This window comes from Holdemania filiformis DSM 12042 (assembly GCF_000157995.1).
GTDB classification, from domain to species: domain Bacteria; phylum Bacillota_I; class Bacilli_A; order Erysipelotrichales; family Erysipelotrichaceae; genus Holdemania; species Holdemania filiformis.
The window spans coordinates 1-13,564 of record NZ_GG657551.1 but is presented as its reverse complement, the minus strand read 5'-3'; the positions used below and the strand labels follow the sequence as shown (position 1 = coordinate 13,564).

14 protein-coding genes are annotated in these 13,564 nt (G+C 52.3%); 5 read left to right on the top strand and 9 right to left on the bottom strand.

Annotation, left to right across the window (positions count from 1 at the left end; translation table 11 throughout):
• Positions 1–39 precede the first annotated feature (39 nt).
• The 3 genes from HOLDEFILI_RS00070 to HOLDEFILI_RS00060 all read left to right on the top strand — a co-directional run bounded on the left by HOLDEFILI_RS00070 (position 40) and on the right by HOLDEFILI_RS00060 (position 3,409).
• Entirely contained in the window at positions 40–1,374 is a 1,335-nt protein-coding gene (locus HOLDEFILI_RS00070; RefSeq protein WP_006057233.1) for an MFS transporter, read from the top strand.
• A gap of 64 nt (positions 1,375–1,438) precedes the next feature.
• On the top strand, positions 1,439–1,888 hold the full coding sequence (locus HOLDEFILI_RS00065; RefSeq protein ID WP_006057232.1) for a hypothetical protein: 450 nt from the start codon (positions 1,439–1,441) through the stop codon (positions 1,886–1,888).
• Positions 1,889–1,999: 111 nt separating this feature from the next.
• Positions 2,000–3,409, top strand: a complete 1,410-nt coding sequence (locus tag HOLDEFILI_RS00060; protein WP_006057231.1) for an ATP-binding protein — start codon at positions 2,000–2,002, stop codon at positions 3,407–3,409.
• A gap of 250 nt (positions 3,410–3,659) precedes the next feature.
• On the opposite strand, the gene HOLDEFILI_RS00055 is transcribed toward HOLDEFILI_RS00060, so the two are convergent.
• The 8 genes from HOLDEFILI_RS00055 to HOLDEFILI_RS00020 form a co-directional block, all read right to left on the bottom strand.
• Positions 3,660–3,842, bottom strand: coding sequence for a CatA-like O-acetyltransferase (locus tag HOLDEFILI_RS00055; RefSeq protein ID WP_039863520.1), 183 nt, complete (start codon positions 3,840–3,842; stop codon positions 3,660–3,662).
• A 260-nt stretch (positions 3,843–4,102) separates the two neighbouring features.
• Positions 4,103–5,581, bottom strand: a complete 1,479-nt coding sequence (locus HOLDEFILI_RS00050) for a TrkH family potassium uptake protein (protein ID WP_006057227.1) — start codon at positions 5,579–5,581, stop codon at positions 4,103–4,105.
• Complete coding sequence (locus tag HOLDEFILI_RS00045) at positions 5,578–6,243, bottom strand: potassium channel family protein (protein WP_006057226.1); 666 nt, start codon at positions 6,241–6,243, stop codon at positions 5,578–5,580. Before HOLDEFILI_RS00045 ends, HOLDEFILI_RS00050 begins: the two co-directional genes overlap by 4 nt.
• Positions 6,244–6,245: 2 nt before the next feature.
• Positions 6,246–6,713 carry a potassium channel family protein gene (locus HOLDEFILI_RS00040; protein WP_006057225.1) on the bottom strand — a complete coding sequence of 156 codons (468 nt, stop codon included), beginning with the start codon at positions 6,711–6,713 and terminating at the stop codon, positions 6,246–6,248.
• Positions 6,707–7,099 carry a hypothetical protein gene (locus HOLDEFILI_RS00035; RefSeq protein ID WP_006057224.1) on the bottom strand — a complete coding sequence of 131 codons (393 nt, stop codon included), beginning with the start codon at positions 7,097–7,099 and terminating at the stop codon, positions 6,707–6,709. Before HOLDEFILI_RS00035 ends, HOLDEFILI_RS00040 begins: the two co-directional genes overlap by 7 nt.
• A gap of 252 nt (positions 7,100–7,351) precedes the next feature.
• Positions 7,352–7,615 carry a hypothetical protein gene (locus HOLDEFILI_RS00030; RefSeq protein WP_006057223.1) on the bottom strand — a complete coding sequence of 88 codons (264 nt, stop codon included), beginning with the start codon at positions 7,613–7,615 and terminating at the stop codon, positions 7,352–7,354.
• Positions 7,615–8,334, bottom strand: coding sequence for a response regulator (locus HOLDEFILI_RS00025; RefSeq protein ID WP_006057222.1), 720 nt, complete (start codon positions 8,332–8,334; stop codon positions 7,615–7,617). Before HOLDEFILI_RS00025 ends, HOLDEFILI_RS00030 begins: the two co-directional genes overlap by 1 nt.
• Positions 8,331–9,827, bottom strand: coding sequence for a sensor histidine kinase (locus HOLDEFILI_RS00020; protein ID WP_208854929.1), 1,497 nt, complete (start codon positions 9,825–9,827; stop codon positions 8,331–8,333). Before HOLDEFILI_RS00020 ends, HOLDEFILI_RS00025 begins: the two co-directional genes overlap by 4 nt.
• Positions 9,828–10,088: 261 nt before the next feature.
• On the opposite strand from HOLDEFILI_RS00020, the gene HOLDEFILI_RS00015 reads away from it, so the two are divergent.
• Both HOLDEFILI_RS00015 and HOLDEFILI_RS00010 read left to right on the top strand, forming a co-directional pair.
• Positions 10,089–11,117 (top strand): diguanylate cyclase domain-containing protein, encoded by a 1,029-nt coding sequence (locus HOLDEFILI_RS00015; protein ID WP_006057220.1) that lies wholly within the window; start codon positions 10,089–10,091, stop codon positions 11,115–11,117.
• A gap of 61 nt (positions 11,118–11,178) precedes the next feature.
• Complete coding sequence (locus tag HOLDEFILI_RS00010; protein WP_006057219.1) at positions 11,179–12,642, top strand: tetratricopeptide repeat protein; 1,464 nt, start codon at positions 11,179–11,181, stop codon at positions 12,640–12,642.
• Between the two features lie 201 nt (positions 12,643–12,843).
• Here HOLDEFILI_RS00010 and HOLDEFILI_RS00005 read toward each other — a convergent pair.
• Positions 12,844–13,564, bottom strand: a 721-nt coding sequence (locus HOLDEFILI_RS00005) for a DeoR/GlpR family DNA-binding transcription regulator (protein ID WP_006057218.1), incomplete at its 5' end; no start/stop codon positions are given.

The window sequence follows — 13,564 nt, the reverse complement described above, 5'->3', positions numbered from 1 at the left end:
CGGGTCCTGTTTTTGTTATAGTGAAGCCGGGTGATCAAGATGAGAAAGAAAGAAACGAAAGCAGAAATGCCGCAGGCATTAACGGATGAAGCGTTAAAGGAAGCTCCAGAGAATGGGAAGAGACAGGAACGAATGGAGGAGAACGAAAAGCCGCTGCTGCGCAACCGCAGCTATCTGCTTTTGCTTCAGGGCAACCTGTTTTCCGGCTTCGGCGACGTGCTGTTCAGCATAGCGGCCGGGATCTGGGTTTACAAACAGACGGGATCGACGATGATGATGAGCGTCATGAGTTCCATCAGCATGGCGGTTTCCGTACTGATCACGCCATTTTTGGGACCGATCGTCGACCGGCGAAGCAAGAAAAGGATGATGGTGCTGATGGACTTTATCCGCGGAGTGACGCTGGTGCTGGCTGGAATGTGGTTTTGGGGACGTCCGTTATCGGTGCCGGTGCTGATTCTGTGTGCGGCGGCGATGGCGCTGTGCAATGCGTTGTTTAACCCGGCTGCGACGGCTGCGTTTTCCCTCGTTGTTTCGCGCAGCCAGTTCATGAAGGCACAGTCGTGGAACACCGGGTTGTTCATGGTTATCAACCTGACCGGCAAGGGAATATGCAGCCTGTTGGCGCTGATGTGCGGGCCGGCAACTTTGTTGATCGTCAACGGCGTGCTGTATTGGGCTTCGTCGTTGTCGGAATGTTTCATCACACTGCGGCCGACCGAAGTCCCGGCCTCAGCGTCAAGTTCCTTTTTCAACGATTTCAAAGAGGGCTTACAGATCACGTTTGGCAATCCATCCCTGCGCGACCTGTTGCTTCTGCTTTTAGCCTGGAATGTGCTGGTATCCGGCTTATCGTCGGTAACACTGCCGTTTTTGCAGCAGAAGGGACTGGCTGATGAATTTTACAGTTTATATCTGACCTTCGGCAGCGTCGGCGCGGTAGCCGGAACGTTTATCCCCGGAATGCTGCCCAAACCGCTGCGCGATAAGCTGTGTAGCTTACTGCCGATGATTCTTGGCATCCTCGCCTCGTTCATCACCGCCTTGAGCTGCAATCCGGCGTTGGTATGCGTTTCGTATCTGATCGCCAATCTGTTGAATTCAATCGGCAACATCATCGTTTCCTCGGCGATGATTCTGGGCTGCGAGGAACAGATGCGCGGCCGGTTAGTCGCGCTGGAAACGTCGATCATGACGGCAGGCCGGCTGATCTCGACGCTGGCATTCGGTTTCTTTGGCGAAAGCCTGGCTCTGGGCCTGCTTTCTGCGATCGGTCAGGGGATTTGCCTGATCCTCTATCTGCCGTTTGTGAGAAATCGTCGCCTGAATCAATTTCTGAAGGAAGGCGTCAGCACGGAATCCGAGGCGAGTTGAGTAAAAAAGTCCGCAGCGTTCGCGGACAGGGTATAATAGAAGAATAAAAATAAAGGAGTCAAGCATGGAAAAAAATCCCCCTCTATCAAAAATTTACGAAGCGCTGAGCGCTGTGGCTGATCAACGGATTGACATTCAGGCAGACCGCGCTTATGTTCTCTCCTCAGATCACGCCAAACGGTACACGGTCAAGTTTTTGGAAAACGGCTATTCCAGCAACGACAACGCGACGCTGTGGCAGCATTATCCAGGATATCCCATTCTGGCTGTGATGATGATTCAAGGCCAGCTGAAGATCCATGAAGAACGTTTGTCCTGGTTTCGGGCAGTGAACTGGAAACAGCTGAACACAAAGTATAAAAATCAATATGACAAAGCGATCGCGGAATTCCTTGAACCGTTTTCAGAAGCGGTCCGCAGTCAGATTGAGGATGAAGTGGAATGCTTGTTTCATCAGCTGGAATCCATGGAACTGACGATCAAAGGCAACCGTGAACCGAGAAATCCACAGTAAATGCCTACTTTTCTTATCAACAAAATTAGTCAGATACGATTTGCCAAATCATACTTGACTAAATTTATCATTTACTTTATAGTGAATTAAAAGGATAAGGAGGAGAACCGGATGTTTATTGGCAGAACTCGTGAGCTCGCTGCTTTAGACCGGCTTTATCAATCGGATCGTTTTGAATTTGCCGTGATTTACGGCCGCCGCCGGGTAGGCAAAACGACGTTGATCAATCAGTTTATCAACGATAAAAAAGCCATTTATTTTATGGGTGTAGAAAGTAATGCTAAACAGAATTTAGAGAATTTCAGCCGCAGTATTTTGGAAATGGAAACAGGGTTCAAGGCTGAGACGACGTTTCTTTCCTTTCAGGCAGCTTTAGAAATGGTCTTTCAACTTGCCGGACATCAGCGGCTGGTTTTGGTCATTGATGAATACCCGTATGTAGCCCGAGCTTCTGCCAGCTTAGCTTCCACACTCCAGCTTCTGATCGATCAATATAAAGAAACGTCTAAACTTATGCTTATCTTGTGCGGATCCTCCATGTCTTATATGGAAGATCATGTTTTGGCATACAAGGCTCCGCTTTATGGCCGGAGAACGGCTCAAATGAAGATCCTGCCGTTTGATTTTGAGGAAGTCTGCCGCTGTTTCCCCGGCTACTCCGCTGAAGAACAAGCGCTTGTTTACGGAGCGGTGGGCGGGACGCCTCAGTATCTGCTACAGATTGACGATCGGCTCAGCGTCGCTGAAAATATTAAGAATACATTCTTAGATCCGACGTCCGCCTTATTTGAGGAGCCGGAAAATCTTCTGAAACAAGAAGTTCGTGAACCTGCCCTTTACAATGCGATCATTTCAGCCATTGCTAACGGGGCTTCCCGTTTGTCGGAGATTTCTTCAAAGGTTGGCGAAAATACGAATGTCTGTGCCGCCTATCTGAAGAATCTGTTAGGATTGGGATTGGTTCAAAAGGAAATACCGTATGGTGATCAGGCTTCCCGAAAGGCTGTCTATGCGATCAGCGACAATCTTTTCCGGTTCTGGTACCGGTTTGTTCCACAGAACAGCTCAATTATTTCCCGCGGAGCGAAAGAACTGGCTTTTCAGCGGATCGAGCCCTATTTATCAGAATACATGGGAAATGTTTTTGAACAGATCTGTATGCAATATCTTTGGAAATTGCTTCTGGCAGGCAGATCACCTGTGTTTTTTTCAGAGCTGGGTCGTTGGTGGGGAACAGATCCCCGCGAAAAAAAACAGACGGAAATTGACATTATGGGTGTTCAGGATAAAACAACGGCCTTGTTCGGTGAATGTAAATGGACGAATGAAAAGGTCGATCAAGGCGTGTTAAAAACATTAGTCAGCCGCAGCCAGCTGTTTTCTTACACAGAAGTTCACTTATTTTTGTTTGCGAAGACCGGATTTACGCAAGGCTGCCGTGAGATGGCGGAAACACTGGACCATGTCAGTTTGATTTCGTTCACTGAAATGATGGAATTGTTTCGTGAACCTCAAGTGTGAAAAGAAACGATGAAGACCGCCGTCTTTTGTCAGCGTGAATTTTCTGGGTTCAATTTCTTTTGGCAGAAGCTTACGGTGACGCTGAGTAAAGGGTTTGAAAATCTTAGAATCACTCGTAGCGATGTCGATCAACAATCGTGATCGGATCTGGCATTGATGCCATCCCTGCGGGGCGGCGTCCGGCGCTTAGGTTCGGATTGCGGCTGGATGATAAGAAATACCGGCTTCTTCGAGGTGTGACCGATCAGCGTCACAGAGCGGCGCAGTAACAGAAGGATAGGAAGAATGGCAGACGCTGTTCTTTAATTTTGGCGTGGAACTCAGTGATCTCGACATCGGCGGTCACGCCGACATAGGGATAAGCAAGCTGGCTGAAGTATTCAAAATGACTCTTTCGCTTGTAAGTTTCCAGATCTAAAATTTGATAATTCATGATTTTCTCCTTGGCGCACACGCGGTTTAAAATAAAAGGGAATTGAAAAGCCGTAAATGCAGAGTCTAACCCTTTCGGATTATCATCCACAATTTACGGCAGAGGGTAGAAACGCTCAACCAGATGATGAGCTGTTATAACCTGGTCTCATTATAGAACAGCCCCGGTTGATTCTCAAGATTGAGAAACGGAAAGAAAGCGGGGAAATTGCCTTTCTTTTCGTCAAGCCCGTGTTTTCCGCATATCTCGAAACAAAACCGCTACCGGCAAATCGCGATTTTTAAGCGCAGGAACAAGGTGCGGATCCCGGCCAGCAGAATGAAGATCTCCAAGCGTCCTAGAAGCATGCCTGCCATTTCCACAATCAAGGCCAGCGCGGGCGTGGCCGGACCGGTAATGCCGATCGACAATCCCACAGTCCCCAGCGCGGAAGCAAAATCGAACATCGCCTCGATCAACGTGCAGTTCGCCGTCAGCATCAGCAGGAACGTCCCGCCTAAATAGATCAGGAAGTAACAAAAGACAAAACACGAGGTTCCTTCCAGCAGCTTCTGATCGATGACCGTTTTCCCCTGCGGCCGGGTATAGAACGAACAGGAAACGGTTTGCCGCGGAGCCCTTTGGCGGCGTAGATGATCGCTCAGTCCCCGCAGCATCAGATACACCCGCGTCAGCTTTAACCCGCCCGCCGTCGAGCCGATACCGCCGCCGATCAACATCATCAAAATCAGGAGGAACACCGCCGCCTGCGGCCAGTCCGCATAGCCGACGGTGGAAAAACCGGAAGTCGACAAGGCGGAAATCACTTCAAAGAATGCGATCCGGAAGCTGCCGGGCAGTCCGGTGTAAGCGGCGCATAACAGTACTAACGCCGTTAACGGGATCGCCGCCGCCAGAATCAGACCCAGAAACCGGATCTCGCTGACGGCCAGAAACTTCCGCACCTGTCCGCGCATCAGAAGCAGCAGCGCCGCGAAATTCGTCGTGCCGATCAACATCAGCACCACCGTGATGAATTCGATCAACGGACTTTGATAGTAGCCGATACTTTGCGCGCGGGTGGAAAACCCACCGGTTGACAGGGCGCACATCGCGTGGATCAGGCTGTCGAAGACATTCATGCCGGCCAGCCTGTACGCCGCTGTGCCAAGCGCCAGAAATGTCGTATACATCAGACAGATCAGCCGCACGGTCCGGCTCAGATTCGGAGCGAGCTGATCCGAATGCCCTTCCGCCAGCACCAAATTCATGCTTTGCCGGTTCACAACGAACATCGTCATCACCATCACGAATCCCAGCCCGCCGCAATATTGCATGAAGCCGCGGTGAAACAGAAACATCGGTGAAACCTCAGACACATCCAGCACGGACAAGCCGGTTGTCGTCCAGCCGCTGACTGATTCAAACAAGGCCTGGATAAAATTCAGCCGGCCGGCCAGGACGAAGGGTAAAGCGCCGATGAGAATTCCGTACAGCCAGGCGAACAAGACAAAGCTGCCGCTTTTCTGGATCTGCAGCAGACGGGGCACATCGGGATCTTGGGCGCGAGCTTGCCAACAGACGCCCAAACCCGTCAGGATGGAGACGCCGGCGGGGATACCGAAAGCTTCCAGTTCTCCGGGCTGAAGAGGAAAGAAGAGTCCCGTCAGCAGCGGAACAGCGCAAAGCAGACCGCACAAAATCATGAATTTACCGGCGAGATCCGCATTGCAGGAAATCGCTTTTTTGATCTTTTTCATCGCCCTGTCAGCACCTTGACCGCGGCGGCCTCCTGCCTGGCGGCGGCGATCAGGATCAGGACGTCCTGTGCCGCGAGCCGCGTGTCGCCATGGGGAACTAACGGCTGGTCCGCCCGCAGGATCGTCGCGATGATCACCTCACGGCTCAGTTGGAGTTCACCGAGCGTTTTGCCGATCACCGGTGAGGAAGCCGGCAGCCGCAGCTCGGAAATTCGCAGCTGACCGCCGCTCAGGGGAAGCAGTGTTGTAAATTCGTCGAGAAACGCCTGCTGCTCGACGATACTGGTTATTGTGGATAAGGCGCAGACGACGGAATCGATGCCCATCTTGTAGAAAAATTTTACTTTCTCCGGACTGGCAGTCAGGGAAACTGTCTTGCGGATATGAAACAATTTCTTGCACAGCTGGCAGATCACGAGGTTATCATCATCCCGCGGCGTCAGTGCGATCGCGATATCCGCCTGCTCCGCCGCAGCGTCTTCCAGCACGAACGGTTTGGAACCATCGCCCGTCATGACCGTTAATCCGCGCATCTGCGCTAAAACCTGGCAATGGGCAGGATCTTTGTTGATCGCAGTGACGTCGTAGCCCTTGTCCAGGAAGGAGCGGGCCAGACGCTGCGCTTTATGGTAGCCGCCGATGATCAGAATTCGCTTTTTCATGGTCAGTAACCTCCCTCTTGTTTTCCATCCGGGATCGCAGCGCAATCCGCTAACAGCCGTTCGATGGCCAGCGCTGAAAGTCTCGTCGGACAGAGCGTCTGAATTCCAAATTCCCGGTAAACACATTCCCGCTGCGGATCATACAGCCGGCAGATGATCTGCGGCGTCCGGAAGCATTCCCGCGCCAGCTGCGCGATCATGATGTTGGTGTTATCGTTGTTGGTGACGATCACCAGATGATCGGCGCGATTCAGCTCGGCCTGGTTTAAAGTTGCGCGGTCAGTCGCGTCGCCGGTCAGCATCAGTCCGGCATAGGCCGGGGATAATTTACGAAAGGCGGCTTCGTTCTGATCGATCAGAATCACATTTTTGCCCGCGTCTGACAGCTGATTTGCCAGCGTGGAGCCGAGCCGTCCGCAGCCGACGATGACCGTCAGCTTTGATTTGCCAAATAAGTTCAGGCTTAACATGAAGTTTTCCTCCTTACCACATGGCCGATGCCTTTTTCATCATAGAGAATAGTCCAGGGATTCGATGAAACTTCCCGGCAGTCGCTTACGGAGTAAGCGAAGCTTCCCTGAGCGTTCATGGACGCGCACAATTCCAGATTGCAGCGGGCCGGAAGATAGGTCGGATCAAGCGCCGCCGCGGCCCGGAAATGCTTCAGCGCAATTAGCTGTTCCTGTTGACTGACGAATAAAATTCCCATCAGGTTATGCGGGATTGGCGAATGCGGATGATCGCGCATCGCCTTGGCAATTTCCAGTTCTCCGCCGGCGTAATCCCGCAGCCCAACGGCGATTCGGATCTTTTCTATTAATGTTTCCATAGGAATGGAATTTTCGCTTTCATTCATTCTGAAGACCTCCGCTTCCTTTTCACGAAGACAGAATACCGTAAAAGCTGTGAGTTTCGTGTGAGAAAGTTGCCCGGCGATGTGAGAATGGTGTGAGAATAAACACGTAGTGTTGAAAATAATTGAAGGCCAAAATATCAGGTTAAGCCGCAAAAAAACTGCTGAAAAGGAAATTCACCGTTTCAGCAGTCAGGGTTAATGAAGTTGAGTTCCGTTTAGAAGAAACTGAGATGAAGCAAGCTGTTCTCAAGGCTATTTATGATTCCAGCCGTAGTATTCCACGTCCTTTTCCAGCGAGATTTCACTGGCCTGTACGGGTTCGTAGATCCAGAATTCCTCGTCGGAGAATAATGTCTGCCATTCCTCGATGCTCAGCGTGTAGCGGCTGTTCGCGTTCTGAACCCGGATCCGATCGTTCACCAACGCGCAAAACTGAATTTGATCCGCCTTCCGGGTCATCAGGATTTCACCGCTTTTGAGTGCTGAGAGTGTTTCCTGTGTCTGTATTTTCTGCATTAGTAGGGTCCTTTCTGAATTTCCTGTTCCACCAGCCGGTAGCCGACGCCGATTTCTGTGACAATATAGCGCGGCTTCGCGGGATTTTCCTCAATCTTGCGCCGCAGTCCGGCCATCAAGGCCCGCAGGGCCTGAGTGTCTTCGCCATAACCGCTGCCCCAGATCGCGCTGATAAGATAACGGGTGGTTAAGACCTTTCCGCTGTTGCGCAGGAATAAACTGAGCAGATTGTATTCCATCGGCGTCAGATGCAGCGGCTGGCCACGCAGTGTAACCTGGCGCTTTTCCAGATCCAGCGACAGCTCGCGGACCGTTAGCACCTTCTGGACCGCCGCGGTGTTTTGCCGGAAAGCATGCCGGATCGCCACGCGGATCCGGGCCATCAGCTCGGTTGTGGAGAAGGGCTTGGTCAGATAATCGTCAGCCCCGGCATCCAGCGCCTGAGCTTTTTCCTGATCCTGATCGCGCGCGGATACGACGAGGATTGGAATTTCCGACCATTCGCGGACCTTGCGGATTACATCCATACCGTCGTAATCCGGCAGTCCCAGATCCAGCAGCATCAGATCGTAAACATTCGCCGCCAACAGCGTCATCGCGCTTTGCGCCGTCGCGGCGTTGTCGCTGGCAAAGCCCTCGGCGCTCAAGACATAGCTGATAAAATTACGGATCTGCGGATCGTCCTCGACGATCAGGATCCGGGCTGTAAACTTGTTCATCGTGTTTCCTCCAAAGGCAGCCGGAACGTGAATTCCGCGCCGTGTCCGTCAGTCCGGTTGCGGGCGCTGATCGTTCCGTGATGCGCCTGTACGATCGACTCGCAGATCGGCAAGCCCAGACCAATGCCATGCTGTGCATCCGCCCGGCGTGTGCGCGTCGTATAAAAAGTCTGGAAAATATGTTCGAGATCCTTCTCGGCGATCCCCTCGCCTTCATCCTGAACGGTGAAGACTGCTTCGTTCTGTTCCCGCCGCAGCGTCAAGGTGATCTCCTCCTGCGGCCGGGTATGTTTCAGGGCGTTGTCCAGTAAATTGATCAGCACCTGCTGAATCAGCTTGCCATCCATCGGGATCATCAGCACCTCGTCCGGAATGGAAACCTGGATCGTGCGCTGCGGCGCTCGTTTAGCGATGTGATCGAGCGCGGAAGCGATGATTTCCTCGGCTGCTTCCTTTTCCAGATGCAGGTTCAGATGACCGTCCTGAATGCGCGTCAGGCTGAGAATATTTTCCACCAGCGAATGCAGCCAGTCTGCGTCCTGATAGATCCCCTGCGCCAGGTCGTACCGCGGATCGTTTTCCTGACTCATGCCGCGGATCATCTCCGCGCTGCCCATGATCGCCGAGAGCGGTGTGCGCAGATCGTGGGAAATCGCCCGCAGCAGATTGCTTCGGTACCGTTCCTGAGCCGCTTCCTCCTCCGAACGGATTTTCTGTTTTGCGGTGCGGAAGCGATCCATTGCCAGCGTGATCGTTTCACTCAGCGACTGAACCAGCTGTTTGTCGGCCTCGCTGATCGTGTTCATGGTTTCTAACGGAATTTGCAGCACTGCCAGCCGAATGCCGTTGTTTTGCAGCGGCAGCTCGACGGTGTCCCCGCTCGGCGGGAGTCCGGTTTTATCATTAACCGCGGTTTCATCGCCGGATAGAGGCACTGCGCTCTGACCTGGCCGGGCGCCATAAAGGGCTGCCGGCTGTTCATTTTCATCCAGACACAGGCAGCGGACCTCGGCCTGCAAAACGCCGGCGAGCACCTCGGCAGCCAGGCGGGCGATCTGCCGGATGTCGATTTCTTCATTCAGCCGCCGGCTGAGCGCATACATCGTCTTGATTTCCTGTTCCCGCTGCAGCGCGTTCTGCGCGTTGAGCTTGGCTTTGGACGTCAGAGTGCTGGTGATGAAGGCGGTAATGGTCATGATCACGAATGTGATCCAGTAACTCGGATCATCGACGGACAACGACCAGTAGGGCGCGGTAAAAAAGTAATTGAAGACCAGCGTCGCCGCCAGCGAAGCCAGTACGCCGCAGGCATAACCGCGGGTCATCCAGGCTGTCAGCAGCACTGCCAGTAAATATAACAGAACGACGTTGGTTTCCGGGAAGCCCAGCTGGCGGAAAACCAGGCCTATCCCGGTCGCTCCCGCCAACAATCCCGTCATCTGCAGCCCGTGCAGCAGCGCTGTTCTGGAAAAGGAAATCCGGGAATTTGACATCGTGCTCATCTCCTGGTACTGATTGTAGCCTAAAATGCGGAAACTGTCCATTTTGCGAAAAGAAAAAATAACGGTTGATTTCCGTGAGTTTGCGTTCGCTGCGTAAAGACATTTAATCCGAAGTCCGTTATAATAGAAACAGCTGATTCAGAAAATGAACGGATCCGGCTTAGATCAAACAGGGATTTAATTTCCCCGGCCTTCTGCCGGAACTTAACGAATAAGCAAAGATCGAAAACACGTTAAAAAGGAGTTGATCGCATGAAAAATTTGCCGTCCCCCGAAGCTTTTTGCCAGTATCTCTGGCATGAATATCTGGAAAAACAAAATTACGCGATCCTGGGTGACTGTTTCGTACCGGAGACAACTGTGATCGGTACTGGGGAACATGAGGTCAGCCGGAATCTCGAACAGTTCGTTAATAAAATTTCCGCGGAAATCGACGCCCGCACGACAGCCTTTATTATTGAAGATCAATGGTTTCAAAGCCAGTGGATCAGCGCGGACAGCGTGCTGGTGATCGGCGAGCTGCGGGTTCGGGAACAAACGGGGAATCCGCTGGAATTTATCGGCCGGTTCCGCTTTACGATCCTGCTGCGCGCGATGAACAACGCATGGAGAGTCCTGCATGTTCATCAGTCCGTTCCGGATCCCGAACAAGGGGCGGATGAATTCTTCCCCCATCGTTTAATGGAACAATCTAACCGCCAGCTGAAACAGCTGGTTGAAGAAAAGACGCGCGCACTGGAAGAGTCCTACCGGCAGATGGAATACAATGCCCGGCATGATTCGCTGACGCAGCTGTTAAACCGCCGCTGGGTTGAAACGCAGATCACGGCCGCGATGCAGGAAGGAGATCCGGGCGTCATGATCATGCTGGATATCGACTGGTTTAAGCAGATTAACGACACATTCGGACATCCGCTGGGCGATCAAGTGCTGGAAACGTTGGGCCAGGCAATCCAAACCGTCTTTCCCCAGGCGTTAAGCGGGCGGATCGGCGGGGATGAGTTCATCCTCTATTTAAAGGAAGAACAGGCCGGAAGCTCAGCTCTGCAAACAACGGCGATTGAGAAGGAAGCAGAGCGGCTGCAGCGGGTCTGGGAAGAGCTTCGGCGGCAAAAAGGGCTGACGTTTCCCGTCAGCGCCAGTCTGGGCGCTGCCCGTTTCCCTCAGCAGGGGGAGCGGTTTGACCAGCTTTGGCTCCATGCCGATCAGGCGCTGTATCAGGCGAAGGCGGCCGGCCGGGGCTGTCTGCGGTTCAGCGGAGAGCGTGAAGAACGAGATTAAGCAAGAATTGAGATCAAGACAGCCGGGATTTCCGCGGCGCTGATCTTCAGGAGGATGACATATGGATTTAGGGAAACAGATCGAACTCTGGAACGAAAACGAACAATACAGTCAGATCATTCATGCAATCGAAGCGCTGGAAGAAAATCAGCTCACGCCTGAACTGATCAGCGAACTGGCGAAAGCGTATAATAACGCCGCGGATAGTAATGACCAGGCAAGTTTTGAGAAAGCCATTGCGTTATTAAAAACGGTCGAAGAGCCGTTAGGAAAAGATCATAACTGGAATTTCAGGATGGCTTACGCGTATTATTATCTTGATCAGGAGGGACCGGCGCTGAATTATTTTGAAAGAGCGCTGGAGGCCCGGCCGGAGGATGAGGATACGCTGGCATTTATTGAGGACTGCCGCCGCCGGTTAGCGCTGCCCCGCTTTGAAAAGCCGTTCCGGACACGGGTGCAGGAGAGCTGGTGCTTGTTTGAAAGTGAGGAACAGGTGCTGCGGGTCAGGATGCGCAACCGGATTGAGAGTGAAGAAATCATCAGTCAGACGACCCGGCTGCTTCATCCGGCATTTTCAGAGGTTGCCTTTGAGATGGGCTGCAATCAGGATCATTATGATCTGATCTTAACGCCCGAGGGTGATCGGGTCCGCTTGATCGCGCTGGATTATTATCAGAAGCAGATGCCGGAAAGTCTGAAAAAACACTGGAACGTGATGGTCGGCCGTCAGCCGGCGCCCAAAGCGGCGCTGCGGATTGCGGGACAGGAAATCTCGGCCGATGAAGTGCAGGTCTGGATCACGGAGCATCGTGAAAAGTCGGTGTCGCTGGCGGTAAGCTGCCCGGCGCTGGCGGGGCTCATGGCGGAAAATGAAAATCAGGTTTGGTGGATTTTGTCCATTTTGATCGACCAGACGTTGGGAGAAATCGCCGCAATGGCGGTGATTGACGAGGTTAAGCTGGTATCTCAGCCGCAAAGTGACGCGGGCATGACGCTGGCGGAACTGCCGGAAGCTTTGCGCGGGCTTGGGCTGGATCTGAATCGCGATCCTGCGCGCGTGCTGAACAGCTATACCGCCTACCGGATGGAACCGGGCGAGGAAAGATTAGAGCAGGTGCGCGGCGATGTGACAGTCGGTTCGACATGCTGCCCGGTACTGATTCAGCAGTATTTGCAGGGAATGACGCAGGCGGTGGACAATCTGCATAAAGAGGGGATCGGGGCTGGCTTCTTCTATTATCCGATCGACGGTTTCCAAGGGGAAGACCGGGCGAAAGCGATCCTGGATTTCCGTGATGAATTGGAAGCGGAAATCAGCGAAAAGGCAGGAAGGGATGCCGTAACCTGGCTGGGCGGTGCATCGGGAATCCATTGCGGATACCTTGATTTTATTGCCTGGGATCTCAAAGCTGTTTTGGATGCCGCAGTGGCGGTGTTCGAGACTTCACCGGTCGCCTGGGCGGCTTTCCAGACCTTCCGGACGAACGTCGGCGGGATTTTGTTGAAAAGCGACGAGGAATAACCGGCAGGTCTTGAGAGAAACTTTGTCTTTCAATGAAAGGCGGAATTGCATCATCATTTCCTTTTTGGGAGTGGACTTGCTTGTTAGCGATAAAAAACAGCTGGCAATTCAGAGCATTCTTTCATGCTTTGTGCCAGCTTTTTTCTGTTTTGGACGCGGACGGATTAGAACCTGGAATTGAAACCCATTTCTGGTTTGAAATTACCGCGATCTATCTGCGCTTTCAACGATGGATATCACCTTGCCGTAATCAGAAACAGCCTGCGGATCCAATTCTTTGTCGGTAATGATGACCGCATCTTCTTTATCTGCGAATTTAATGTTGCTGATCTGATCGAACTTGCTGCTGTCCGCCAGAATATACGCAGATTTGGTCCGGGAGATAATCATTTTTTTCAACATGGCTTCGATTTCGTTGGTGGTGGAAAACCCGACTAAGGAATGAATTCCGTTGCAGCCAAGAAAGGATATGTTGAAATTCATCGCCGCCATTTTCTCAATCGTGTCGTTATCGACGATAATGTTGGTGGAAAACTTGATATACCCTCCTAATGTGTAGCACCGGATCTGCCTTTCATACAAACGGTCTAAGATTGACAAAGCCTGGGTAACCACCAAAATATTTTTGGCATGGATGTAATCGATCATCATCTCGGTGGTTGTTCCGGCGTCCAGGTACACGATATCGTTATCCTGAATCAACGAAGCGGCATATTTGGCAATGACCGCTTTTTTTTGCATATTCACTAAATGCTTCGCGTTCATCGTTGGTTCCATCTGTGTGTCCTTATTAAGAATGGCTCCGCCGTAGAAACGATGGACAAGCTTCATGTCTTCCATTTTTTGCAGATCACGGCGGATGGTTGTCTGCGAAAGGTCAAGCTCTCTGGCGAGGTCTTCAACGAGAACCTCGCCGGTTTGC